At 58.7% G+C, this 25,842-nt stretch carries 26 protein-coding genes; 3 read left to right on the top strand and 23 right to left on the bottom strand.

The features are described 5' to 3' along the window. The 7 genes from coxB to U5J94_RS05085 all read right to left on the bottom strand — a co-directional run bounded on the left by coxB (position 1) and on the right by U5J94_RS05085 (position 6,905). Positions 1-1,140 (bottom strand): cytochrome c oxidase subunit II, encoded by a 1,140-nt coding sequence (coxB, locus tag U5J94_RS05115; protein ID WP_322564563.1) that lies wholly within the window; start codon positions 1,138-1,140, stop codon positions 1-3. 448 nt (positions 1,141-1,588) lie between these two features. Further along, positions 1,589-2,287, bottom strand: a complete 699-nt coding sequence (bioD, locus tag U5J94_RS05110; RefSeq protein WP_322564562.1) for a dethiobiotin synthase — start codon at positions 2,285-2,287, stop codon at positions 1,589-1,591. After that, complete coding sequence (gene bioC / locus U5J94_RS05105) at positions 2,284-3,168, bottom strand: malonyl-ACP O-methyltransferase BioC (RefSeq protein ID WP_322564561.1); 885 nt, start codon at positions 3,166-3,168, stop codon at positions 2,284-2,286. The genes bioD and bioC overlap by 4 nt, the downstream gene beginning before the upstream one ends. Further along, positions 3,155-3,955, bottom strand: a complete 801-nt coding sequence (gene bioH / locus U5J94_RS05100) for a pimeloyl-ACP methyl ester esterase BioH (protein WP_322564560.1) — start codon at positions 3,953-3,955, stop codon at positions 3,155-3,157. The genes bioC and bioH overlap by 14 nt, the downstream gene beginning before the upstream one ends. 3 nt (positions 3,956-3,958) lie before the next feature. Continuing rightward, a complete protein-coding gene (gene bioF, locus U5J94_RS05095; protein ID WP_322564559.1) occupies positions 3,959-5,116 on the bottom strand; it encodes an 8-amino-7-oxononanoate synthase in 1,158 nt (385 codons plus the stop codon). A 329-nt stretch (positions 5,117-5,445) separates the two neighbouring features. Further along, a complete protein-coding gene (gene bioB / locus U5J94_RS05090; protein WP_416224153.1) occupies positions 5,446-6,414 on the bottom strand; it encodes a biotin synthase BioB in 969 nt (322 codons plus the stop codon). Beyond that, positions 6,411-6,905, bottom strand: a complete 495-nt coding sequence (locus tag U5J94_RS05085) for a hypothetical protein (RefSeq protein WP_322564558.1) — start codon at positions 6,903-6,905, stop codon at positions 6,411-6,413. The genes bioB and U5J94_RS05085 overlap by 4 nt, the downstream gene beginning before the upstream one ends. A gap of 54 nt (positions 6,906-6,959) precedes the next feature. Between U5J94_RS05085 and U5J94_RS05080 the strand changes: the two genes are divergently transcribed. Then, on the top strand, positions 6,960-7,655 hold the full coding sequence (locus U5J94_RS05080) for a ComF family protein (protein WP_322564557.1): 696 nt from the start codon (positions 6,960-6,962) through the stop codon (positions 7,653-7,655). Positions 7,656-7,877: 222 nt separating this feature from the next. On the opposite strand, the gene U5J94_RS05075 is transcribed toward U5J94_RS05080, so the two are convergent. The 16 genes from U5J94_RS05075 to U5J94_RS05000 form a co-directional block, all read right to left on the bottom strand. After that, complete coding sequence (locus tag U5J94_RS05075) at positions 7,878-8,483, bottom strand: hypothetical protein (RefSeq protein ID WP_322564556.1); 606 nt, start codon at positions 8,481-8,483, stop codon at positions 7,878-7,880. A 133-nt stretch (positions 8,484-8,616) separates the two neighbouring features. Further along, on the bottom strand, positions 8,617-9,702 hold the full coding sequence (locus U5J94_RS05070) for a tetratricopeptide repeat protein (RefSeq protein WP_322564555.1): 1,086 nt from the start codon (positions 9,700-9,702) through the stop codon (positions 8,617-8,619). Beyond that, on the bottom strand, positions 9,699-10,619 hold the full coding sequence (locus U5J94_RS05065) for an ExeA family protein (RefSeq protein WP_416224192.1): 921 nt from the start codon (positions 10,617-10,619) through the stop codon (positions 9,699-9,701). Before U5J94_RS05065 ends, U5J94_RS05070 begins: the two co-directional genes overlap by 4 nt. A 26-nt stretch (positions 10,620-10,645) precedes the next feature. Continuing rightward, complete coding sequence (gene mshL, locus U5J94_RS05060; RefSeq protein ID WP_322564553.1) at positions 10,646-12,373, bottom strand: pilus (MSHA type) biogenesis protein MshL; 1,728 nt, start codon at positions 12,371-12,373, stop codon at positions 10,646-10,648. 27 nt (positions 12,374-12,400) lie between these two features. Then, positions 12,401-12,682, bottom strand: a complete 282-nt coding sequence (locus U5J94_RS05055) for a hypothetical protein (RefSeq protein WP_322564552.1) — start codon at positions 12,680-12,682, stop codon at positions 12,401-12,403. Positions 12,683-12,722: 40 nt separating this feature from the next. Next, positions 12,723-13,385, bottom strand: a complete 663-nt coding sequence (locus U5J94_RS05050) for a hypothetical protein (protein ID WP_322564551.1) — start codon at positions 13,383-13,385, stop codon at positions 12,723-12,725. Further along, positions 13,382-13,999, bottom strand: coding sequence for a hypothetical protein (locus U5J94_RS05045; protein WP_322564550.1), 618 nt, complete (start codon positions 13,997-13,999; stop codon positions 13,382-13,384). Before U5J94_RS05045 ends, U5J94_RS05050 begins: the two co-directional genes overlap by 4 nt. Then, positions 13,996-14,964 carry a pilus assembly protein PilM gene (gene pilM, locus U5J94_RS05040; RefSeq protein ID WP_322564549.1) on the bottom strand — a complete coding sequence of 323 codons (969 nt, stop codon included), beginning with the start codon at positions 14,962-14,964 and terminating at the stop codon, positions 13,996-13,998. Before pilM ends, U5J94_RS05045 begins: the two co-directional genes overlap by 4 nt. Before the next feature lie 188 nt (positions 14,965-15,152). Further along, positions 15,153-16,040, bottom strand: a complete 888-nt coding sequence (gene ubiA / locus U5J94_RS05035; RefSeq protein ID WP_322564548.1) for a 4-hydroxybenzoate octaprenyltransferase — start codon at positions 16,038-16,040, stop codon at positions 15,153-15,155. Positions 16,041-16,133: 93 nt separating this feature from the next. Then, entirely contained in the window at positions 16,134-16,691 is a 558-nt protein-coding gene (locus U5J94_RS05030) for a chorismate--pyruvate lyase family protein (protein WP_322564547.1), read from the bottom strand. A gap of 15 nt (positions 16,692-16,706) precedes the next feature. Then, positions 16,707-18,797, bottom strand: a complete 2,091-nt coding sequence (recG, locus tag U5J94_RS05025; RefSeq protein ID WP_322564546.1) for an ATP-dependent DNA helicase RecG — start codon at positions 18,795-18,797, stop codon at positions 16,707-16,709. 130 nt (positions 18,798-18,927) lie between these two features. After that, positions 18,928-19,314, bottom strand: coding sequence for a RidA family protein (locus tag U5J94_RS05020; protein WP_322564545.1), 387 nt, complete (start codon positions 19,312-19,314; stop codon positions 18,928-18,930). Positions 19,315-19,442: 128 nt separating this feature from the next. Next, positions 19,443-21,536, bottom strand: a complete 2,094-nt coding sequence (spoT, locus tag U5J94_RS05015) for a bifunctional GTP diphosphokinase/guanosine-3',5'-bis pyrophosphate 3'-pyrophosphohydrolase (RefSeq protein WP_322564544.1) — start codon at positions 21,534-21,536, stop codon at positions 19,443-19,445. Between the two features lie 68 nt (positions 21,537-21,604). Next, positions 21,605-22,072 carry a DNA-directed RNA polymerase subunit omega gene (rpoZ, locus tag U5J94_RS15235; protein ID WP_416224152.1) on the bottom strand — a complete coding sequence of 156 codons (468 nt, stop codon included), beginning with the start codon at positions 22,070-22,072 and terminating at the stop codon, positions 21,605-21,607. Positions 22,073-22,324: 252 nt separating this feature from the next. Further along, the gene (gene gmk / locus U5J94_RS05005; RefSeq protein ID WP_322564543.1) at positions 22,325-22,966 is read right to left on the bottom strand and encodes a guanylate kinase; all 642 of its coding nucleotides are present in this window, start codon (positions 22,964-22,966) and stop codon (positions 22,325-22,327) included. A gap of 18 nt (positions 22,967-22,984) precedes the next feature. Continuing rightward, on the bottom strand, positions 22,985-23,848 hold the full coding sequence (locus U5J94_RS05000) for a YicC/YloC family endoribonuclease (protein WP_322564542.1): 864 nt from the start codon (positions 23,846-23,848) through the stop codon (positions 22,985-22,987). A gap of 132 nt (positions 23,849-23,980) precedes the next feature. Between U5J94_RS05000 and U5J94_RS04995 the strand changes: the two genes are divergently transcribed. Next, a complete protein-coding gene (locus tag U5J94_RS04995; protein WP_322564541.1) occupies positions 23,981-24,880 on the top strand; it encodes a serine/threonine-protein kinase in 900 nt (299 codons plus the stop codon). Between the two features lie 3 nt (positions 24,881-24,883). Further along, positions 24,884-25,741 (top strand): PP2C family serine/threonine-protein phosphatase, encoded by an 858-nt coding sequence (locus U5J94_RS04990; RefSeq protein ID WP_322564540.1) that lies wholly within the window; start codon positions 24,884-24,886, stop codon positions 25,739-25,741. Positions 25,742-25,842 lie beyond the last annotated feature (101 nt).

Here is a 25,842-nt window from a genome sequence, read left to right as displayed (position 1 = left end):
TTAGCGCGCTGCCTTAACGTCTGACGGTTGTACAACACTGGCGCTGTTACCCCAGCTGTTGCGTTCATAGGTGATAACTGCGGCCAGATCGGCATCATTCAGCTGTGGGCCAAAGGCCTGCATGGCGGTACCGCTCTTACCGTTCAAGACGATGTCAATATGGCCTTCCGCCGGACCGGTGGTCAATGCACCACCTGCCAATGACGGGAAGGCTCCCGGAATACCTTGTCCATTCGCCTGATGGCAGGCGGCGCAGGTTCCCTTATAGACTTCTTCACCACGAGCCATCAGTTCATCCTTGGTCCATTCACGATCACTGCCCGCGTTGGCTGCTGCGGCCGCTGCTTTTTGTTCGGCAACCCAGTCGTTGTATTCATTTTCGGCGACAACTTTGACCACGATGGGCATAAAGCCATGATTTATACCGCACAGCTCGGCGCACTGGCCGCGATAGGTGCCGGTTTCGGTGGCCTTGAACCAGCTTTCATTAATATACCCGGGAATCGCATCACGCTTGACGCCGAGATCGGGCACCCACCAGGCGTGGATAACGTCATTGGAAGTGGTCAGGATGCGGACTTTCTTGTTCACTGGAACCACGATCGGATTGTCGACATCCAACAGGTAATTTTCAACAGTTCGCACATCGACACCGGAATCTTTCTGCCGGGCCTCGTTGCTGGCCTGATCGAGATTACTGAAAAAGCTCACACCTTCGTCCAGGTATTCATATTGCCACTTCCACTGCCAACCGGTTGCCTTGACGGTCACATCGGCATTGCCCGTATCTTCATATTTGAGCAGGGTTTTGGTAGCCGGAATCGCAATCAGTACCAGAATCACCAGCGGTATAATCGTCCAGATGACCTCCACGGTCGTGCTTTCGTGAAACTGGGATGCCACCGCGCCTTTTGATTTGCGATGTTTAAACAGTGAATAGATGATCACCCCGAAAACGCCGATACCGACGATAGTAACAATCCAGAGCACCAGCATATGCAGACCGAATATCTCCTTGCCGACGACCGTGACAGTCTCGGGCATATTCAGTTTATATTCCGCGAACGCGCTGCCCGGCCCCAACAGCAAAACAGCATATAGGAAGCTTCGGAGCTTTCTCGTTATCGTATTTGCCGACATACCTCTACCTCTTCCGGTTGGGATTTACTAATTTTTGATTAGAGTTTTAAACGCCCGCCGCTCTACAACCCTGCTCGAAATAAAAGCTGACGTGCGCAGGTAATTCTTTTTTATATTGTACTTGTCGTTTTTGTCTGCCCGCTGTTCCGTCACCAGGGTGTGATTCAATTCGTTCTCGGACATTATTATTTTCATCCGCCACAGCGCGTCCCGCGTTCAGGCTGTTGTGCATGGTAATCAGGCGGAGTGGGCCGCGCAATAAAAAAGATAGAATAGGCTTATAATAAACAGATATAAAAGTAATTGCTTATATGCTTATATCTTAATTAGTATTTTGTGATATTTATGCCAGCTATCGATTTTAGCGATAGCGCCAGCCTGGTTCACTCAGTTAATAACCTTATTAATCGCCAGTTAATTTGCCAAGTACTTTCATTCTTTCAGAATATTACAACCAGCTTATATTTATGCTTGCAGCCAGTTCTCGCTGTTGTGTCGGGGTGAAGGGTTCACAATGGTAGGGGATCTGCGCCAGACAAGGCGCTTTAAGACGGGATTCAAGCGTTTTGAAATTCGCCTGTTGCGCATCGAAACCGGGATCGAGGTAATTGGCCATCCAGCCCAGCAGTTTGCTACCGCTGTGTTCGATACTTTCTATCGTTAACAGTGCATGATTAAGACAACCCAGACGCATCCCGATCACCAGTACCACTGGCAGGTTTAGCAACTGCGGCAGATCGGACACGGAGAACCCTTCCGCCAACGGCACTCGCCAGCCGCCCACGCCCTCGACCACGACCTGATCGGCATCGGTTTTTAATCGGGAAAATGCCTGTTGAATCGGTTCGGGGCGGATGATCTCCCCGGCCTGTCGGGCGGCCAGATGAGGGGCAACAGGGGGCTCGAAGACATACGGATTGACCCACTCATAAGCCGGGTTCAGGCCGGACTGTTGCTGCAATTTCAGGGCATCGTCATTGACCAGTCGCCCTTGCTGATACTGGCCGCCGCTGGCGACCGGCTTCATACCGGCCACGCGCAAGCCACGCTGCCGCAAGGCGTCGATCAACAGACAACTGCAAACGGTTTTACCGATCTCCGTATCGGTGCCGGTCACAAATACACCCGGGTATGCTGCCTCAGTCATGATCGGCCGGCGTCAAAGGACACATTAACCGATTGAGGCACCGCACAACCTTGTTCGATATTATCCATTGCCCAGGCATGGCCGTACAGCACTTCATAAGACACAGGCAGGCGTTGATCCTGACGAAATTGTTCATACGCCTTGCTCACCGCCTGCATACGCCGCTTGCCTGTCAGGCCACGGGCGCGTCCCTGGGTGACATTATGTGCACCGATCTGTTTAAGATCGCGCATAATAGCCATGACATCATCATAGGTCACCGTCAGCATCTCCATATCCATGACCGGGTCGCCGAACCCGCTACGTAACAAGGCATCGCCTATATCATGCATATCGATAAACTGATTGGTATGTGAATAATCATCGACGGATTCAAAACAGTGGCGCAGCTCCCTGAGCGTATCAGGACCGAAAGTACTGAACATCAGCAAACCGTCCGGCTTGAGAACCCGACGCATTTCGGCAAAAGTCCGATCCAGATCCACGCACCACTGCATCGCCAGACTGGAGAAGATCATATCCACACTGGCATCAGCCATGGGTAATTGCTCGGCATCACCGGCCACATAGCGAAACCGACCGCGAAACTTTTGCCACAACGACGGTTTGCGCCGTGCCTGTCCCAGCATATTGAGCGAGACGTCCAGCGCCCAGATTTCGCTGCCGGGATAGCGTCGAGCGAGGGGTTGCAGGGTATAGCCGGTCCCGCAACCGACATCCAGCAGCCGTTGCGGTACATGCTTGATATAATCCAGCCGCTCCAGAATACGATCGGCCACCTCGCGTTGTAATACGGCCGCCTGATCATAGCTGCCCGCGGCGCGATCAAACGCGCCCCGGGCCTGACGTTTATCGATTATCTGTGCATCATTTTGTTGCATGTAGATAGGTTATCACGTGTTGAATGAATAACTGTGGCTGTGAGACAAACGGCGCATGTCCCGCGCCGTCGATTACCACCTGCAGACTGTTGTCAAAGTAGCCCGCCAATGCCTTTGCTGTCGACAACGGCACCAGCATGTCATACGCCCCGAACACCATCAGCACCGGCAGGTGTCGGATTTCATGTAGCCGATGGCGCAAATCGGCCTGTTTCAATATGGCCAACCCGCTTTGCAGGGCCAAAACATTCACCTCGGCATTGTCCAGAACCCGCTGACGCAGCGTGCGCAGCGCCGCTCTGGCATCATCACTTCCTTTGACCTGCAAGGCCAGAAAACGCTGCAGTGTGGGTTGATAATCCTCGGCCAGCTGTTCCGCAAAGGTATCAAGTAACGACACCGACATCGCATGCGGCCAGTCATCGGCTTGACTGAAACGTGCCGTACTGGCCACCAGCACCAGAGCACGGGTCTGTTCAGGGTGCTGTAAGGCGATCTGCAGTGCCGCCATGCCGCCCAGCGACCAGCCCAGCCAGATGGCCTGTCCCTGTAATTCCGGCGATACGCTTTGCCAGATCATGTCGGCCAGCTGCTCGAGATTAAAATCACCACAGGCATGCTGACTCTGCCCATGGCCCGGCAGATCCACCAGATGCAGGCAGTACTCTTGCTGTAACGGTTCTATCAGATCATGCCAGATGCCGCTGTGCATCCCCCAGCCGTGCAGCAACACCAGATCCGGCCCTTCGCCGATTCGGCTCACATGCAAAGGCGCGGCACCGATCATGCTCTATAGCACTCCGGCGATTACACCCAGCAGGTGATCCACGTCCGCCGCCTCGTGGGCGGCCGAGAAGGTAATCCGCAGGCGCGCTGTGCCTTGCGGGACCGTGGGCGGGCGAATGGCACTGATCAGAATCCCCTGTTGTTTCAGCTTTTCGCTGAGCAGCACGGCCTGTTCGGTGTCGCCGATGATCCACGGCTGGATCGGGGTGGATGACTCGCCGAGTTGCAACCCCAGTTGCGCGGCACCCGAGCGAAACCGGGCGATCAAGGTCTGCAGCTTCTCCCGTCGCCAGCTCTCCCGTTGCACCAGTTGCAAACTTGCCCGGGTGGCCTCGGCCACGGCGGGGGGCAGCGCCGTGGTATAGATATAACTGCGTGCCTGCTGAATCAAGGTTTCGATCAGCGCCTCCTCGCCGGCGACAAAGGCACCGAACGTCCCGAAGCCCTTGCCCAGTGTGCCGACCAGAACCGGTACCTCCGCCATTCCCAGGCCGAACTGTTCCAGGGAACCCCGGCCGGTTGCACCGATCACCCCCAGCCCGTGGGCATCATCCACCATCAGCCAGGCAGCGTACTGCTGTGCGACCTGGGCCAGCCCCGGCAACGGCGCCAGATCGCCGTCCATACTGAAAACGCCGTCGGTCGCGATCAGCTTGCTTGTCGAAGTGTTGTTTTTGATCAACTGCTGCAGATGTTCGGTCTCGGCATGCCGGTAACGTTGCAACCGGGCACCGGACAGTTGCGCCGCATCGATCAGCGAGGCGTGATTAATCCGATCCTCGAATATTCCATCCTTGCGCCCGAGCAGGGCGCTGGCTACGCCGAGATTGGCCATGTAACCGGTGGAGAACAACAACGTCCGCGGCCGGCCAACAAACTCGGCCAGCTCCTCTTCCAGTCGATGATGGGGCCGGGCATGGCCGGTTACCAGATGTGCCGCCCCACTGCCGGCGCCGAACTCATCGACACCCCGCTTGAATGCCTGTTTGACCTCGGGATGATTGGCCAGACCAAGATAATCGTTGCTGCAGAAGTTCAGATACTCGCGCCCGTCGATCACCACCCGCGGCCCCTGCGGCCCCTCCAGCACCTGCCGCGATCGATACAACTGCCGCGCCCGGCGTTCTTCCAGAGACTGCTGTAATTTCGATGTATCAATCATTTTTCAACTTCACTGGAAAATAACGCGGAGGACGCAGAGTCGCGGAGGCGCAGAGAAAATATATATTACTGTCTGACTCCGGCGGCACTAAATATCAAGCGTTCTGAATGCCCGATCTTTTTGTTCAAAAGATTGCTTCGCTTCGCTCGCAATGACTGAAAATAGTGGTGACATTGCGAGAAACCACATGACGAAGCGACCTCTCTGGCCTGGTATTTGGAACACTTATTTGGCTTGAAAGCCTCGCTCGAAAACTCAATAAGCCTTAATAAGTTTATTACTCCGCGTCTCTGCGCCTCTGCGTCCTCCGCGTTAATTAACCCCTCTATCTAAATGGCCCGGATGCCGAGTTTGTCGAACAGTTGGCTGTCGTGATCGGCGCCGGGGTTGGGGGTGGTCAGCAGTTTTTCGCCGTAGAAGACCGAGTTGGCCCCGGCCAGAAAACACAACGCCTGCATTTCGTCGGACATCTCTTCACGTCCGGCTGACAGACGCACGTAAGATTGTGGCATCAGGATCCGCGCCACGGCGATGCTGCGGATAAACTCGATATGATCGAAATCCTCGGCTTCCTGCAGCGGCGTCCCCTCCACCCGTACCAGCATGTTGATAGGTACGCTTTCGGGATGCTGCGGCTGGTTGGCCAATTGCTGCATCAACCGCACCCGATCGTAACGGCTCTCGCCCATCCCCAGGATACCGCCGCAACAGACATGCATGCCGGCATTACGCACGTGCTCCAGCGTATCGAGGCGATCCTGGTAGGTGCGGGTGGTAATGACTTCGCCGTAATATTCCGGGGAGGTATCCAGATTATGATTGTAATAATCGAGCCCCGCCTCCTTGAGCCGCCGGGTCTGGCTCTCGGTCAGCATGCCCAGCGTCAGGCAGGTTTCCAGGCCCAGATCCTTGACCGCCTTGACCATCTCGATCACCGGATCCAGATCCCGGTCCTTCGGGCTGCGCCAGGCGGCGCCCATGCAGAAGCGACTCGAGCCATTGGCCCTGGCGGCCCTGGCAGATTCAATCACCTCATCCAGGGGCATCAGCGGCTCGACTTCCAGTCCGGTATCGTAGCGAATGCTCTGCGGACAATAGCCGCAATCTTCCGGACACTTACCGGTCTTGATGCTCAACAGGGTGCTGACCTGCACCTGGTTGGGATCGAAATAGTGGCGATGCAGCTGTTGGGCATGAAACAGCAGATCATTGAATGGCAGGTTGAACAGGCCGTCGATCTCCTCGACCTGCCAGTCGTGACGCAGGTTATTGTCGATGGCGGTAGCAGTTTGTGTCATTGCGGTTCCCCTTCCCCGTACGTGTCTTGCCAGGGTTCTTGTTGAATGCGGTGCAAATCCCAGAGTGACCAGGGGATCAGAATCAGCGCGACAATGCCGCCGGTCATGATCCACAGCTGCCACTGGGTGCCATAAAAGGTGCCCACGGGTATCACGATGCCGAAAGCCCCGTAAAACCGGTACGCGGCCTGCTGGGTGTAATGGCCGACTCGCGCATTGGGATGATGGCGGGCGATGGTATAGATGGCGATGGAGACACCGAACCACAGGATCGGCGGGACCACCATCAGGATAAACATGAAAATCAGGGTCATGTGGGGCGCTTCCCCAAGCAGGATCCAGGGCGCCATGATCAGACCGGGCGCCACGGCAATAATATTGCCCAGATTAAACAGCCGCGCCATCCGTCGGCAGCTGTCGGCGCTGAAAAAATGGCTGGAACGGGAGTGCTCGGATTCCACGATGGCGCACGCTCGGCTAGACTGGGACAAGGAACCGCATGATAGACACCCTGCTGTCGGTGTCAACTCGCAAGGATGCGCAAAGTGAACAATTGGTTAAATTTCGACCTGTTCCGGCCGGGCTGCTGGCTTTGTCACAGCCCCCAGCCCCGGGACCAGCCACTGTGTCCGGACTGTCTCGCCGTCTTGCCCGGCAATCGACACGCCTGCCGGCGCTGTGCCCTGCCGATCGCCCCGGAGCAGACCCTGTGCGGGCGCTGCCTGGCACACCCACCGTTTTATCGCCACAGCCTGATTCCCTTTATTTATGCCCCACCCATCGATCAGCTTATTACCGGGCTCAAATTCCAACAAAAGCTGTCCCATGCCCGTCTGCTTGGTGAACTGCTGGGCCTGACCCTGCCGACAACCCACCTGCAGTCGCTCGATGCGCTGCTGCCGGTTCCCCTCCATCGCCGGCGGTTGCGCGAGCGGGGCTACAACCAGGCAGTGGAAATCGGCCGCTTTGTCGCCCAATACGCTGACCTGCCGCTGCTCACCGGGCAATGCCATCGTGTACGGCACACCGCCGCCCAGAGCCGGTTACCGCTGGCTCAGCGCCGGCAAAATCTGCGTCAGGCGTTCTATATCGATGCCGACTTGCGCGGTCGCTCGATCGGCATCCTCGACGATGTTGTCACCAGCGGCCACACCGTCAACGAACTGGCCCGTTGCCTGCGCCGGGCCGGGGCCGAATCGATCACCGTGATCGCTGTCGCGCGCGCCGACTTTCCCCGCTGAGAGCGAAAGTCTCACCATATCGTTCAGGGTGTTTGAATTAACGCAAAGGCGTTTATACCTGTTGGTTAGGGCGAAGGCCGCAGAAAAATTATATCTGCCCGTGCAGCTCACGAAGTAATAAAACAAGCCTATTCGATGATAACGACAGCCAGAAAATAAAGCTTGTATCCTCTGCGTCTCTGCGGTGAAAGACTTAGAATATTCAAACAAAGAAGAGTTGGATCAGAAGTCCATGAACAGATCGAGGAAGATCCCTTTGGACTCATAATCCAGCCCGGGATAGGTCTGACCGTAGTCCAGGGAGTATTGCTGATGCTGCCAGCCGCCTTCGAGACCCAGACCCCGTTCCCATTTGTACCGGAGTTTGGCCTTGTAGTCGAAGGCGCGGGCCTGTTCGGTATCCCGGTGGCTGCCCTCTAACGAGGCGGATAAACCATCGAAGGGCAGATCAAACAGCGCCGTGGCATGGAACATGGGAATAGCCTGATTGAAATTATGAATCACATCGGTCCCGTCAGCCTGGGAATAACGGCCCACGGCATTGAGATATTTGACGTTGACCCCGAGATCCAGCGACATCCCGTGAATGGTGCTGACCGGATAAAACAGTCGTGCATCATATTGCTGCAAGGGCTGACCCGATCCGGTCGAATCCATCGTCGGGTCGAAACTGTTCAGGCGCGGCAGCAGGATGTTGTGTCGTGCAGCGTGATCACCGCCTAACAATGAACCCCGGGTACTGCGATCCATGTTCACGCGAAACTGCGGCAGGTAGCCGTTGTCCTGCTCTTTGGCCAGCGCAGGACCCGTCGCAAGCAACGGGAGCACGATAAGGCTCAGCAATCCGGTAATGTGAGTGGCGATTTTCAGCATGGCAAGCAAGGGCAAGGAGACGTATGTGATTTATTATAGAACAGCCCTGCTGCCGGAACCAGACAACAATCGTAAGGAGTAAAGAAATTCAGTGCCCGGCATCGGCCAGAACGGCCAACCGTTTATCAACATATTGGCGGAGATTCTCTGTCAGATTGGTGCTGTTTTTCGCGCGTTGATACGCCGAACGCGCTTCAGCGTATTTCTCCAGTTTTTCCAGGGAAATCCCTAATCCGATCCACCCGTTTCCCTGATGGGGATTGACCCGCAGTATGTCCCGGTAACTGGCTGCCGCCTTGAGATGTTGACCGGTCTGCTGATAGAGCGCCGCCAGCAGTGCGTGATATTCGCTGTCCACCCCCGGCATCGGCGGCTGCCGTTCCAGGATGGCGATCGCCCGGGCCGGCTTCTGCTGTTTCAGTAATACCCGCGCATACAGTTTGGCAAACAAGGTATGCCCTGGCGCCAGCGCGAGGCCCTCTTTTAACAAGCTACCGGCCTCCACATAACGCCCGCGTTTGATGTACACACTGGCCAGCAGTTCCCGTGCCCCGTGATGGCGCGGGTAGTGCGTCAACGCGTCGCGCAGCTGGCGTTCACCGGCTTCCAGCTGTTCCCGGCCCAGCAATTGATAGCCTTTTTTATAGGCCAGCTCGGCGCGCTGCTCGTCACTTAACGGCCGACTACGTTTGTTAACCGACGCATCATCCTCGCCCGCCTCCTCGCGTTGCCGGGATCCGGTCGTCGCGGGCTGTTCCGCCACTGTCGCCTCAGCTTGTTGTTGCCTGGCAGGTTCCGGCGACGACGGGGGCTTGGCGCTGACCACAGATTCCGGTTCCGGCCCGGGCTCAGGTGCCGCCTTTTGGGGCGACGCCTTGACCGCCGGCGTCTCGTTGGCCGACGCGGGTTGTTCTTCCGTAGTGGGGGACATCTCAACGGCCACCGGGGGTGTCGCGGCGTCGGCATGCTGTGGCGGATTCAGGTATGCCCAACCCAGGAAGCCGACCAGTGCCGCGAGGATCAACAATAATGCCCCCAGCCCATAAAACAGATAGGCTGGTCGGCGTTGCGCGACGTTGTAACGGTTCACCCCTTTTAACGGACTGTCCGGCGACGCCACCGATTCGGCACGGCGACTCTCCAGGTCCTTGAGCATCTGGTTGATCAAACTCATAAACTGACCCCCGGCATCTTGTCACCCTGCCAGTAAAACAGCATGGCCGCCGCCATAGCGCCGGCCGCCAGCCACCAGGGCCAGCGGCGTGGCGGGCTTGACAACTGGGTATCCTCGGTATCCTTCACCGCCATGCGCATGTGTCGCTGCCCCACGGTCGTGTCACCGCGCCCGTAAGCGGCCATCATCGCCTTGTGGGAGAGGATATTAATCAGGCGCGGAATCCCCCGACTACATTTATACAATGTTCGCATCGCCCGATGTTCAAACAGGGCCCCACCCTGATAGCCGGCAACAACCAGTCGGTGCGAGACATACGAATCCAGACCATCGCGATCAATCGGCTCGATCCGGTAGGAAAAGGTGATGCGTTGCTTGAGCTGGCGCACCTGTCGGGTATTCAATCGTTCATCCAGTTCCGGCTGACCGAACAACACCACCTGCAGCAGCTTGTATTTTTCCGTCTCCAGGTTGGTCAACAGGCGCAGGGTCTCCAGGGTATCGGTCGGCATGGCCTGGGCCTCGTCAAGACACAACACCACTTTCCTGCCTTCGCCGGTCAGCTCGATCAGGCGATCGGTGATCATCTTCTGCAACTGGTACAGGCCATAAGGCCGGTTGGACAGGGTAATACCCAGTTCCGATGCCAGGCCGGCCAGCAGACCGGAGGGTGTTACCATCGGATTGGGAATGTAGGCAGTGACAAAATCCTTGTCCATGGTGTTGAGCAACTTGCGGCACAACAGGGTTTTGCCGGTGCCAACTTCACCGACCACCTTGATAAACCCCTCACCGCTGCGCAGCGCCACCAGCAGGGTGTTCAATGCGTCGGCGTAATGGCCATAGGCGAAAAAATACGACGTATCCGGTGTGAGCGAAAAAGGTGCTTCGCGTAGGCCAAAGTGTTGCAGATACATCATGCTATCGTGCTCATCGGATCGGCTTAACGTCGGTTACGCATTTTGTTGATCCGATCCTGCGAGGAGCGGACCGCATCCGACCAGGTTTGATCCCCTTCCACCAGCACAGGTTTAAGCAGAATCACCAGCTCGCTCTTGCGGGTCACCTCACGGGTATGGCGAAACAGGCCCCCGATCAGGGGCAAATCACCCAGCACGGGAATCGAGGCATCCTCATCGCTTACCGAGTCCTGCATCAAGCCCCCGATCACCACCACCTGGCCGCTGCGCGCACGAATAATGCTATCCGACTCACGAATGGTGCTGATCGCCAGCGGCACACTGAAGGTGGTGGCCGAGGAGACACTGATATTCTTGGTTTTTTCCTTCACCGTGCTGACCGACGGATGAATATGCAAAATAATATTACCGTCATCACTGATCTGAGGAATCACATCCAGTGCCACACCGCTAAAGAACGGCGTCAGTTCCACGTTGCTGCTGGTGGTCGACGTGCCGGTCGTGATGTCTGTATTGGAAGCCACATCGGTAATAAAGAACTCGTCTTCACCGACCTTGATCACCGCTTTTTGATTATTAATCGTCGACACCTTGGGACTGGAGAGCACCTGCACATCACCCTGGGTCTTGAGCAGTTCGATAAATGCGGCAAAATCATTACCAATATTCAGGGCCATGGAGAAGACCCCGCCGAAGGCCGAGGCGGAGGAGCCATCGATCTGGTTGAGCGCATCGGGATTGAGATTACCGGAATTACCGGAGGTGCCCGCGACATTCGAGCCGCCAAAGATACTGCCGCCACCGGTCTGGTTAATCAGATAACTGTTACTGGCGGTATCATGCAGGGCCGACCAGTTGATACCGGTCTGAAAACTGTCGTTAAGCTCCACTTCGATGATCTTGGCTTCCAGAATCACCTGGCGTTGAATCACATTCTGGGTGGAGTTGATAAAACGTTCCACCGCACGCAGTTCCGTGGGCATGGCATTAACCACCACGATACCCGACTGGGGATTGACCACCACACTGCGGCCCTCTTTATTACCGACGATCGTCTTGAGCGCCGCCTCCATGTCCTTCCAGAAGTCGGACTCGGATTCGGTATTGATGGAACTGCCGGAGAGGCTGTTGCGCTGGCCACCCGGCTGATTGATGTCGCCGGAACCGGACAGCCCGCCGCTTCGGCCCACCCCGCTGGCGGGGACCTGCTCGGTCACCTGGCCGGAACTGACTCGCAGGTTGGAAACCCCTTTGCGTTTAATATCCAGATAGTCGAGTGTAAAGATGCGAGAGGTCAGGGTATTGGGGAAGACCTTGAAGCCGCTGCGAGTCTGCTCATAATCGTAGCCGTAAACATCGCGCACCACTTCCATCACTTCCGCGACGGTCACGTTTTTCAGATCCAGGGTAATGCGACCCTCCACCTCGGGATGCATCACCATATTGTGCGGTGTTCCTTCCACCAGCTCCATAAAGAAGCGGCGTACATTCGCCCGGTTCACCTTGATATCAAAACGCGGCTCGGTATCGATCCCGGTGCTGTCCGGCAACGCCAGATTAAACTCCGGCATCAGGGCGTCGCTGATACTTGGCGGCGTCTCCTCTCGTTGGTCATCCGAAGCGGCACCTGCCTCGTCGAGGGCCGCATCGATGGATTCGAGTGTGGCCGGCGGGCGCTGTTGATTGCCCGCGCAGGCGGACAGGCTTATGACCAGCCCGGTCAGAATAATGATTTTCAATTCTTTTATCATGGCTCGACTCAACACGGTTGCCCTGTTTTAGCGAAACTGTTTACGGATCGTCCCCGGTACCAGACGGATGGCGACCTCTTCCTGTTGATAACGCAAACGCACATAGCTCGGCTGGATATCCACTACTCTCGCGCCACCGACAGTGTCGCCCACCCGGACACGTCGACCGTTGACGATGGCGATCCGTTCATGCTCGCTGATCTTGATCGTATTCACATACCAGCTCGGCCCGGACTGCTTGCTCCCTGGCAGACGATGACCCGGCGGGCGGGTCGGATCATCGAGCTGCGCGGCGGCGGGAACCATCATCCCCACAAGGATCCCCAACAACACGATTCGACCCGCCTTGTTAAACACCGATCCAGCCCTCTTTCAGACTCAGCGTATGCACGGTAATGGTAACTTTCGAAACCGGGTAAGACTCCACCTGCAATTGCAGACTGTCCCAGTAAAAATCCCATTCCAACTCCTGCAACGCCTTGAGATAGTCCAGGGTACTGAGGTAACTGCCCCTGAATTCGATCTGCATGGCATGACGATAGACACCCGACCCGGGACGTTGACCGTCCTCGTTGGCCGGTAGCTCCAGCAACGGCTGGATGGGCAGATTCCGCACGCCGATCAGCTTGAGATCGGTTTTTTGGGTCAATACCGCCTCCAGGGCCCGCGCCATCTGGGCCGGGCTGATCAGTCCGCCCATTTTTTCCTGCAGCTGTTCGTCCACCTGCGCCAGTTGCTCGCGCAGTTTTTCCCGGCGCTGCAGATTGGTGCGATCGGGATCCCGTTCAACCTCTTTGCTGAAAGTGACCATCTGCTGATTCAGCGCCGTAATCTGCGAATCGGTGGTCTGAATCCGGCTCCTGAACGCCTTGGTGGCCTCGACCTGGGCCAGATAAATAAATTCCATCCAGAGGAGGCCAATGACCACCACCGCGGCAATCGCCAGAATGATCCGCTCGCGCTGGCTCAGGGCATTGAACCGTTTGGCCCACTGTTGCAGTTGCTGTGTCATTCGCCCTCACCCCGGCGGGTTTTACTCTGCAGCTGAAAATCCAGCTGTCCGGGATGATCCGCATTTCGATGAATGGCCAGATTCTCAAATTCGGTACCGGCAAAGATCGATTCGGCGGCAAGATTCTGCAAATAATTCGGTACATATTCGGGCTTCAGGCTGCGACCCTGCATATCCAGCCGGGTCCCCCCACGGCGTATCACCAGTTCCGTCAGCCACAAGCCCTCGATACGCTGGCGGGCCAGGCCGGTCAACTGCTCGACAAAGCCGTCGCTATTACCAAAACGCTGGCCGGACAGGGCCTGCAAAATCCGCTGCCTGGTTACCAGTTCCTCGTTCAGGGCATTAACCGCCCGTTGCAACGACGGATCACCCTGACGGGTTTCAAACTGCTGCCGCAATGCCGCCAGCCTGGCGTCCAGCCCGGCCTTTTGCTGCTCGCGCGCCACAAGCTGCTCCTGCAGACCCTGCTGTTGCCAGTACAGTCCTGCAGAGACCAGACCCAGCACCCCGATCAACACCAGCAGGAGCAGACTGACCTGACGGGCCGATACCGGGATGGTCTGTTCACGGAATACCTCCTGATAGAGGTTGATCTGCTGATGCACGCTCATGCCTCGAGCCCCCGCAATGCCACACCGATGGCGAGCAGACTCTCGGCCTGCAGGGTCCGATCCGTGGTCTGCTCGATATCCAGAATATCGGCCAACTCCAGCTGCCTGACCGCCGCGCCGAGGTTTTCACCCATGTAGTTCAGCATGGCGGGGATCGGTATCGGGGTCGGTGCGATCACCAGATGACCGATCGGTGCCAGGCCGAAATGGCTCTCAAAATAATCCAGCGAACGCTGGACCTCGAGAACGAGGGTTTCCAGCGCCCGCCGCTGATCCGGTGACAGGCTCTCCGCCAGCTGCAGGCCGCCTGCCTTGCCCTCCTGCGCCGGCGCGGCGCTCTCCAGCACGCGATACCCCACATCGATTTCCCGGGCCAGATACAACACTCCGCCACAGGTCAGGGTCAGCAGCGCGGCGTCCGGGCCCAGCGACAACATCGCCACCCCGCGGGCATCCTCGGCCAGTCGGATCGCCAGATTGCGTTGCGCCAGTTCGGGAATGTCCACACAGCAGAGATCCGCCCCGGCGCTCTCCAGCGCATCGATGTAGCGCTTCACCTGCGCCTGGCGCGCCGCCACCACATACACCATGGGCGAACGGCCTCGTTCCTGCTGGCCGGGGACGGTGAACACATCCAGCACCGCCTCATCCAGCGGGAAATCGAGCCGATCCTTGATGCGCCAGCGCACCGCCGCGCGCAACTCATCGGGCGTCACGTCCGGCGCCTCGATCAGCTGCAGATCAAACTCGCCGGCATTCAACAGGGTGCTGACCCGCATCCCCGCCAGGGGCGCCTGCGCCAGTAACCGCGCCAGCACCTGCGGGCGCTCGGCGTTACCGGCCGGCGCGAATTCGCAATAACTCAGCACCGGCTGCTCTGCCTGATAACGGACCGCCGCCACGGCGACGCCGCGATCAGTAAGATGCACCCCGGCCAGACCCGGCGCTGTGCTGGATTTTTTCAACCACCCGAACAGAGAACACCCCCTTTTCAGAACCTGGCCTCTTGCCGGCGAATCCGACTCCTCAATGAATCGGCCTGTTAGCGATAATTTTTAATATTAAACTCTAATTATTCAATCTAACTTACTGTAGTTTATAGATATTGTAGACGAAACTACAGCGAATACCCACCCTGCGACCGATTTACCCACTATATATATGCCAGAAACAGGCCGACGAAGACCGCGGCGCCCAGCCAGTGGTTATTGAGAAAGGCCCGGAAACACTCGGCGGGGCGCCGATCCCGGATCAGATATTGCTGATACCCCGCCAGCCCCAGCGCCACCAGCAGCCCCATATAATAAGGTGCGCCCAGCGCCAGCTCCCGCCCCAGCAAGACCAGTCCCAGAAACATCAGTCCCTGCAACAGGCCGATGATGAACCGGTCCGCGTCGCCAAAGAGAATAGCGGCGGACTTGACCCCGATCTTGAGATCTTCGTCACGATCGGCCATGGCATACATGCTGTCGTAAGCCACCGACCAGACCACATTGATCACAAACAGCAGCCAGGCCACCTTCGGCACGTCCCCCGCCTGGGCGGCAAACGCCATGGGAATCGCCCAGCCGAAGGCCATGCCCAGCACCACCTGCGGCAGATGGGTGTAACGCTTCATGAACGGATAGATGGCGGCCAGCCCTACGCCGACAAACGCGAGATAAACCGTCAGCCGGTTCATGGTCAGCACCAGCAAAAACGCCAGCAGGCAGAGGGTCGCGAACAGGCCCAGCGCCTCACGCGGCGTGACCCGGCCGCTGGCGATGGGCCGTTCCCGGGTCCGCGCCACGTGCGGATCGAAGTGGCGATCGGCATAATCGTTGATCACACAACCGGCGGAGCGCATCAGGATCACCCCGAGCACAAACACCACAAACACTCCCGGGCGGGGAAAGCCCTCGGCGGCGATCCACAACGCCCACAGGGTCGGCCACAACAGCAGAAACAGGCCAATCGGGCGATGCAGGCGCGTCAGCAGATAATATTGATATAAACGCTCGCGAATCATCTCGCGTTTGATCGCCGGCAGTAGCGGTTTCATTCAACCTCTGTCGCTGGTGCTGTGTCGGACTTGATGGGGAATTGTAACAATACTGGCTGAAATAGGGATATCAGATTTTGTCAAAGATGAAGTTCACAGTTTTTCGATCGTGGGCAAAAATATTTCATTGACCAGCAGGGGCTTGGCGGCCAGATAGAAGACCGAGCGACGTCCCCAGATCGTCGCCGGCGGACTCGCCAGGCGCTGTACGGCATCGGCAAACAACCGTTCACCGCTCTGCAGGCGGGCAAACTCCATCGGCTCGCGGTGCATGCGCGGATCGGCGAACAACAGCGCGCCCAGCGGCCGATTACCCAGTACCGCCAGATGGCGTTCGGCCCCGCTCAGGGTCTGCCGGGGAATAATGGTGCGGGCAAACACACAGGGCAAATCGCCACAATAGAGATAGACCTGACGCACCAGCGCCAGACGCCGGGTCGGCAACGCCAGCCTGCGACGCTCGTTGAGCAGCGGCCGTTGCCAGCCCTGCGCCACCACCTCGACCCGAAATTCCCGGTCGCAGGCCTGTTGCAGACGCCGGGTCAGCGAACCGGTATCGAACAGCCACTCCCGGAGCGCCGGCAGAGGCGAGAGCAGCTGCTGCCGATAGCGCCAGACCGGCTCGCAAAAGCTGTGCGGACAACGCCTCATACCACCGCCCGCGAATCACACATTGCCATAACGGACCGCCTGTCCCACCCAGCGTTGAATCAGCGGCTGAACGGCCTCGGGGTGTTGCTTTAGTAATTGATCACTCAAACTCACGACCTTCGGCATCAGCGCTTCGTCACGTTGCAGATCGGCGATCTTCAGTTGCAACAACCCGGTCTGCCGCGTCCCCAATACTTCGCCGGGGCCGCGCAATTCCATGTCCTTGCGTGCGATTTCAAAGCCGTCGTTACTGCGTCGCATCACCGCCAGACGCTCGCGGGCATTGGCGGAAAGCGTGCCATAATACATCAGGACACAGACGCTTGCCTGACCGCCGCGGCCCACCCGACCGCGTAACTGATGCAGCTGAGCCAGGCCAAGACGCTCGGCGTTTTCGATGATCATCAACCCGGCGTTGGGCACATCCACCCCCACCTCGATCACCGTCGTGGCCACCAGCAGATCCAGCTCGCCGCCCTTGAAGCGGGCCATGATCGCCTCTTTCGCCTGCGGCTTGAGCCGGCCGTGCACCAGTCCGACCCGTACATCCGGCAGGGCCGCCTGCAACAGCTGCGCGGTCTCCTCCGCGGCCTGGCACTGCAGCGCTTCCGACTCCTCGATCAGGGTGCAGACCCAGTAGACCTGATTGCCCTGCTGACAGGCGCGATGGACCCGCGCCACCACTTCATCCCGGCGACCGTCGGGCAGCACCACCGTCTCCACCGGCTGGCGCCCCGGCGGCAGCTCGTCGATCACCGAGCAGTCCAGATCGGCATAGACCGCCATGCTCAGGGTGCGCGGGATCGGCGTGGCGGTCATGATCAACTGATGGGGCAGCGCATCATCCCGGCGCCCCTTCTCGCGCAGGGCCAGCCGTTGATGGACCCCGAAACGGTGCTGCTCATCGATAATCACCAGCGCCAGATCCGAAAACTGCACCTCCTCCTGAAACAGGGCGTGCGTCCCCACCGCGACGGCCGCCTGCCCCGAGGCCAGTGCCTCGCCCGCCACCCGCCGTTCGCTCTGTTTCGCCCTGCCCGACAGCCAGGCCACCTCGATACCCAGCGGCGCCAGCCAGGCGGCGAAGTTGTGATAATGCTGTTCGGCCAGGATTTCGGTCGGTGCCATGATAGCGGCCTGGTAACCCGCGTTAACAGCAGCCAGTGCCGCCAGCGCCGCAACCACCGTTTTACCAGAACCGACATCCCCCTGTACCAGACGTTGCATCGGCACCGGTTGCGTAATATCGGTTTCGATCTCGGCCAGCACCCGTTGTTGCGCAGCAGTCAACTCAAACGGCAGCGCCGCGCGAAACTGCTCTACCAGTTCGCCGTGTGTGGACAACACCCGGGCCTGATGGGTCCGACTGCGCTGGCGTAACTGGCGCAGACTCAACACATGCGCCAGCAGATCCTCGATGATCAACCGCTGCATCACCGGGTGACGCGCCTCGAGCAGTTCATCCAGATCGGTCTCGATCGGCGGCTGATGCACGAACAGCAACGCCTGCTTGAGATCCGGCAGGGCATCGGCCGCCAGTAAGCCGGCCGGCAACAACTCCGGCAACGGCAGCCGATCGGCCCGCAACAGGGCCAGAGCCTGTTGCATGACATTGCGCAGGGTCAACTGATGCAGCCCTTCGGTGGTCGGATACACCGGCGTCAGCCCCGTCTCGGCGGCCGGCGCGGCATCCGTCTCGATCACACTGAACTCGGGATGCACCATCTCCAGCCCGCCGCCACCCCGACGCACCTCGCCATAGGCTCGCACCCGCTTGCCTCGCGCCAGGTTCTCCTGTTGTCGGGCGTTGAAATGAAAAAAGCGCAGCGTGATAAAGCCGGTGCGATCGCTGAGACGCACCAGCAACATCCGGCGGCGGGCGAACTTGATTTCACTCAGCTGCACCTCACCTTCGATGACCGTGTGCATGCCCGCACGCAAAGCGCCCAGCGGGGTCACCCGGGTGCGATCTTCATAGCGCAAGGGAAGATGAAACAGCAGCTGCTCCACTGAATCGATCCCCAGACGGGCAAACCGCTCGGCCATTTTCGGACCGATGCCTTTGAGGCGGGTCAATTCAGTCGCAGAAGCAGTCGGCGTTGTCATGGAAAATAACTATACCATGGGCCTGGGCACGCGCTGAACGGTTCATCCATGAATCAGGCATTGTGTTAATACAAACGTCCCTGTTTTATTGTTTCGGCAAGGCGGTCAAACATCGTTGACCACAAAATGGTTACTGTGCCAGAACCATAATGGCATCCATTTCCACTTCCGCACCTTTGGGCAGCGACGCAACACCAATGGCGGCGCGTGCGGGATAGGGTTCACTGAAGTACTCGCTCATGATCTCGTTGACCGTCGGAAAGTGACTCAAGTCGGTCAAAAAGATATTCAGCTTGGCGATGTCATTAAGACTGCCCCCGGCGGCCTGGCACACGGCACCGAGGTTATCGAACACCCGACGGATCTGGGCGTTGATGTCGCCAGTGACCAGTTCCATGCTCTCGGGAATCAGCGGAATCTGGCCGGAGAGATAGACGGTGTTATCAACCTTCACGGCCTGGGAATAGGGGCCAATGGCCTGCGGGGCGTGATCGGTTTGGATTATTTCGCGAGACATAACAAGCTCCAATAGTATTGTTTATTGTTCGATCACCGCAAGGCTTTGAAAAGTTGACAGTCGTCAGCTGGCAGATGGCAGTAAGTTGAATGCTGCCAACTGCATACTGATAACTGCCAACTTCGCATTCATCGCTTCAACCGATGAATACGGGAAACCATATCGAGTTTACGCAGATGGCGCATGATGCGCGCCAGATGCTGGCGGTTTTTGACCGAGACAGTGAAACTCAGCGTGGAGTGCATGCCATCGCGTTCCTCGATGGTAACGTTTTCGATGTTGGCTTCCATCTCGGAGAGGGTCGCGGCGACCTTGGCCAGCACACCACGCCGGTTTTGTACCAGCATGCGAATATCGATGGGGAACTCGCCTTCGATCTCCTTTTCCCATTTAACATCGATCCATTTCTCCGGCCGATTGCGGTATTCGGCCACGTTCTTGCAATCCTCGGTGTGGATCACAATTCCGCGTCCCGAGGTAACAAAACCCAGAATCGGATCACCGGGAATCGGCCGGCAACATTTGGCGTAGGTCACTACCGTACCTTCGGTCCCCTTGATGGCCAGAGGGGTGCCCTGCGCTTTTTCTTTATCACCGGGCACCGCCTCGTATTCGGAGGACAGCAGCGCGCGCGCCACCACCATGGCCATCTGATTGCCGAACCCGATCTCGCTGAACATCTGCTCCATACTTTCAAAACCGAATTCAGCCAATACCTGCTGTACCTCTTCATCGGCCAGATTCTCCAGTGCGGTGCCATGGGCCGCCAGACTCTTGTTCAACAGGCGCATCCCCAGAAGAACCGCCTCTTCCATGTGCAGGTTTTTCAAAAAGGCGCGGATGTTGGAGCGGGCCTTGGCCGTGGTGACAAAGTCCAGCCAGGCCGGGTTGGGTTGCGCGCCCTTCGAAGTGATAATTTCCACGGTCTGGCCGTTGAGCAGGCCGGTGCGCAACGGCATCAGACGCCGATCGATCTTGGCCGCCACGCATTGATTGCCCACATCACTGTGCACCGCATAGGCAAAGTCGACGGCGGTGGCCCCGCGCGGCAGCACCTTGATCTCGCCATGCGGGGTGAGAACATAAACTTCATCGGGAAACAGATCGATCTTGACGTGTTCGAGAAACTCGATGGAGTTGCCGGCGTTCTGCTGCATCTCCAGCAATTCATGCAACCACTGCCGGGCGCGCATCTGGGCGTTATTGCTAATACCTTCGTTGGTTTTATACATCCAGTGCGCGGCAATCCCGGCTTCCGAGACCTTGTGCATATCCTCGGTACGGATCTGCACTTCGATGGCGACGCCGTAGGGACTCATCAGTACGGTATGCAGGGACTGATAACCGTTGGCCTTGGGAATGGCGATGTAATCCTTGAAGCGGCCCGGCACCGGCGTATACAGGTTATGGATCGCCCCCAGTACCCGATAACAGGCATCGACATTGTCAACGATGATCCGAAACGCATAGACATCCATCACTTCACTGAAGGAGAGATGCTTGTCGCGCATTTTCTTGTAAATACTGTACAGATGTTTCTCGCGACCGATAACCCGGCCGATCAAGCCTTCCTGCTGCAAGCGGGATTTGATGGTCTCCTCCATCTTGCCCACGATTTCCTTGCGATTGCCGCGCGCCTTTTTCAGCCCCTCTTCGAGGATCCTGCTGCGCCAGGGATACATGGCAGTGAAACCAAGATCTTCGAGCTCCAGGCGCACGTTATTCATACCCAGGCGGTTGGCGATCGGTGCGTAAATGTCGAGTGTTTCGCGGGCGATGCGCCGACGCTTGTCCGGACGCATCACGCCCAGTGTGCGCATGTTGTGCAGGCGATCGGCGAGCTTGATCAGGATCACCCGGATATCGCGGGTCATGGCCAGCATCATCTTGCGGAAGTTTTCCGCCTGTGCCTCGGCCTTGTTTTCAAAATGGATATGGGTGAGCTTGGAGACCCCGTCGACCAGTTCGGCGATATGCTTGCCGAAACGTTTTTCCACCATCTCCTTGGGGACTTTGGTGTCCTCAATCACATCATGCAGAATGGCCGCCATGATGCTGAGATGATCGACCCGCAGCTCCGCCAGGATGCGGGCGACGGCAATGGGGTGGGTGATATAGGGTTCGCCACTGAGACGATGCTGGCCGTCGTGGGCCTCGGCCCCGAACAGGTAGGCCTGGTAGACTTCGGCGACCTGTTCGGGCTCAAGGTATTCTTCGAGCATCTCGCACAGATGCCTGATACGAAATGCCTCGTTCGGCGGGGGTGTAACCTCTGAAAGCGGGCGGGCGATTACTCGCGATCCTCTTCTTCTGATTCTGAGGTCGCTTCACCGGACGCCGGCTTGTCGGCCTCTTCCTCGCCACTGTCGCTACCCAGCTCGGCACCCAGCGCGGCCTTGATCGCGGCGGCGACATCGATATCCTCGTCGCTGTCGGCTTCACCGGTTTCGGTGGCGTCGGTTTCGATCCCGCTGCTGCCGGCTTCCAGTTCAGCCGCCATTTCCAGCTCGGCGGCCGCCTGTTCGTCGGTCAGCGGGGCGAAACTGTCCTCAATCACCTCCGGCGTATCCAGGATCGAGCTATCGACCAGTCCTTCGGAGATCTCGCGCAGGGCGATGACGGTGGGCTTATCGTTTTCCGGGTCGACCATGGGATCCCGCCCATTGGCGATCTGACGCGCGCGACGCGCGGAAACCAGTACCAGCTCGAAACGGTTTTCCAGGTTGTCCAGACAATCTTCTACAGTAACACGTGCCATTATTTCACTCCGGGGATTCGGGCCACGTCAGTCGACCTGGCCGGGAATTGGTTCAGGGACCGACCATTATAGTCATCCGGGCACGGTGGTGCCAGAGATAAAAACAGGGCCGAGGTACGAGGGCCGAGGGGTTTGTGGGGCTGTTTTCTACCCCCCCCCTTCCCCCCACCGGGTTGCCGGACACCGCGTTCGCTATGTCCGGCCTACGCACTGAGAGAGAAAGGGGTTTTTCTCCTCGTTCCTCGGCCCTCGTCACTGCTCCGCCAGGAGCTGCTTGAGGCTGTCAGCATGGCGCCGGGCCTGGGCGGCGAAGCGCAGGCGGCGGGCGAGGACGATGTTCTGTAAATCCGCCAGCGCGATCTCGAAATCATCGTTAAACACCAGATAGTCGAATTCGGCGTAATGGGACATTTCGTTGACCGCATCGCGCATGCGCCGGGCAATGACCTCGTCGGGGTCCTGACCGCGGCCGCGCAGCCGTTCTTCCAGCGCCTCGCGCGAGGGCGGCAGAATAAAAATGCCCACACTGCCAGGCACCTGCCGGCGCACCTGGGCCGCCCCCTGCCAGTCGATCTCCAGGATCACATCGTGCCCGGCGTCCAGTTCCTGTTCGATGGTGGCGATGGCGGTACCGTAATAGTTGTCGAACACCCTGGCGTGCTCGAGAAAGCGGCCCGCCTCGATCATCTGCTCGAAAGTCGGCACATCGGTAAAGTGGTAATGGATCCCGTCCTGCTCGCCGGGGCGCATGGGCCGGGTGGTATGCGAGACGGAGACATCGATATCGGGTGTGCTCTCCACCAGCGCCGCCACCAGCGAGGTCTTGCCGGCCCCGGAGGGCGCGGCAATAACGTAGAGAGTGCCGAGGGTGGGCTCGTTGTCTGTCAGTGTCATCGGATTGTCCCCGCTGGGTTATTCAATATTTTGCACCTGCTCGCGCATCTGCTCGATCAGCACCTTGAGATCCACCGAGGCGCGGGTCATGCGCCTGTCCACCGACTTGGATCCCAGGGTGTTGGCCTCGCGGTGCAGCTCCTGCATCAGAAAGTCGAGCCGCCGGCCGACGGGTTGCGCTGCATCCAGCACCTCGCGGATCTCCCCCAGGTGCATGCGCAGACGATCCAGCTCTTCGTCCACATCGGCCTTTTGCGCCAGCAGCACCAGTTCCTGCTCCAGCCGGTCCTCATCCAGCTCCTGCGACAGTGCTGCCAGGCGCGCCTGCAGCTTGTCGCGCATGGCCTGGCGGATCGCCGGCAGCGCCTGTTCCAGCGGGGCCAGGATCGCCTCGATAGCATCACAACGTTGCAGCAGCGCCTTGCGCAGCTTGGCGCCCTCGCGCCCGCGCATGGCCTGCAGATCATTCAGCGCCGCGTCGAGCAGCTCGCCCAGGCGCTGTTGCAACTGCTCACTGTCCACCGTCTGAGCCCGAATCACCCCGGGCCAGTGCATGAGTTCCAGCGCATTGACCGGGGCCGGATTATAGATGTATTTGTCGATGGCATGGCTGGTCCTGGCCAGCTTCTCCACCAGCGCATAATCCACATCCAGTGTCTCGCCGCAGACCGGCGGCTGAAAGCGCAGAGTGATATCCAGCTTGCCCCGCGCCACCCGCTGCGCCACCTGCTCGCGGATCAACGGTTCGAAGCCGCGCAATTCGTCGGGCAGGCGCAGATTCAGATCGAGATAGCGATGATTGACGGAACGAATTTCGAGACTGAATTCGCCGGACTCACCCGTCTGCTGCTGGCGGGTGAAGGCGGTCATACTGTAGACCATGAGTGATGTCTTTACTTATATATTTGGATGTCGATGCCGATAAGGATAGCGTACAGCAAGCGACGGGGGTTGACCATCCATCCCGCCGGCGAGTGTGGTAATCTTGGCAGCTGACAGGGGCAGATATTCAACATGGCCAGAATCACTCACGAACTACCCGGGGGCACCCGCCTGGACGGCTATACCATCCAGCGCGTCATCGGCGGTGGCGGCTTCAGTATCGTCTACCTGGCCACCGACGGCACCGGGCAGAAAGTGGTGATCAAGGAGTACATGCCCAGCAAGCTGGCGGTACGCAACGAGGAGCTGGACGTGGTCGCCTCGCAGGACCACTTCGTCGAACGCTTCGCCCACGGCCGACGGCTGTTCTTTCAGGAGGCCGGCACCCTCTCATCGATCAAGCACCCCAATATCGTCAACGTAATCAACTTCTTCCGTCAGCACGGCACGGTCTACATGGTGATGGAGTTCGAGGACGGCGCCAACCTGCAGGGCTATATCCTCAAACACAAGGGCAAGATGAGCGAGGCCTTTATTCTGACCGTGTTTCACGGCCTGCTGGACGGCCTGCGACACATTCACAGCCGGGGGCTGCTGCACCTGGACATCAAGCCGGGCAATATTCACCTGCGTCCCGGCGGCCGGCCCCTGCTGCTCGATTTCGGCGCGGTGCACGAGATGATGCACTCCCGCCAGTTTCAGCCCAACCAGGTGGTCACTCCCGGCTATTCACCCATCGAACAGCTGGATCCCGGCGGCTATGTGGGTCCCTGGACCGACATTTACGCCATCGGCGCCACCCTGCGCACCTGCATGAGCGGCCAGCCGCCCATCTCCTCCACCAAGCGTCGCGAGCGGGATACCCTGCGACCGGCGGTATACGCTTTTAAAAAGAGTTACTCGCCGCGACTGTTGAGCGCCGTGGACCGGGCCATGGAAGTGGATCCGATGCTGCGTCCCCAGTCGGTGGATGAACTGCAGACACTGCTGGACAAGGGCGAGGCGTCCGACGTGACGCTGGAAGAGGGCTGAACCATGCAGATGGAGATCGGACGGACCAGCCGCCTGGGCAACCGCGAAGTGAACCAGGATCGCCTCGGCGCGTTCGTCAGTGAGCAGGGGGCGCTGCTGGTTCTGGGCGACGGTCTGGGCGGCCGCCCCGGCGGAGACGTCGCCGCCCAGGCTTTAATCGACACCATCGAGACCGAGCTGGGGCTGCATCCGTTACCGGCCGAAGATCCGCCCCGCTTTTTACGCGAGCTGCTGCGCCGCGCCCACCGCGCAGTGCTGCTCAGCGGCCAGGAACAGGAGCCGCCCCTGGCCCCCGGCACCACCGCCGTGCTCGGTCTGGTGCAAAACGGCCAGGCCTGGTGGGCCCATGTCGGCGACAGCCGCGTCTACCTGTTCCGCGACGGTCTGCCGATCTACCGCACCCAGGACCACTCCTACGTGGAACAGCTCTACCAGGCCGGTCGCATCTCCCTGTCCAAGCGTCAGGGCCATCCCATGCGCAACTTCGTCACCCAGTGCATCGGCCTCAACCCCGGTGAGCCCCAGGTCACCATCAGCAACAGCATCGCCCTGCAGGAAGGCGATGTATTGCTGTTGTGCTCCGACGGATTCTGGGAGCCGCTGGATGACGCCCTGATCGGCTCCAGCCTGGCGTCGGGCAGCCTGCGCGACAACATCGACAAACTGGCCGAGCGCGCCGAACAGGCCAGTTACCCCCAAAGCGATAACACCAGTGCGGTGGCCGCCCGCATCATCTCGCTGCAACAACCGCAGCCAAACCCCCGACAGACCAGCCAGCGCCGAAGTGACGTGAACACCCTCGACGGCGCCATCGAGGAGATCGAACGCGCCATCAAGGCCTACGAAGACGAAATGAAATAAACAGCTCACCACCAAGACACCAAGGCACGAAGAAAAGATATTTATTTTGTAAAACTTGGTGTCTTTGTGTCTTGGTGGTTAATATTTTTAGGCGTTAACGG

This window comes from Thiohalophilus sp. (assembly GCF_034522235.1).
Classification (GTDB): Bacteria; Pseudomonadota; Gammaproteobacteria; order UBA6429; family Thiohalophilaceae; genus Thiohalophilus.
Note: the sequence above shows the minus strand (reverse complement) of the source record. Positions and strands in the feature narration are given on the sequence as shown.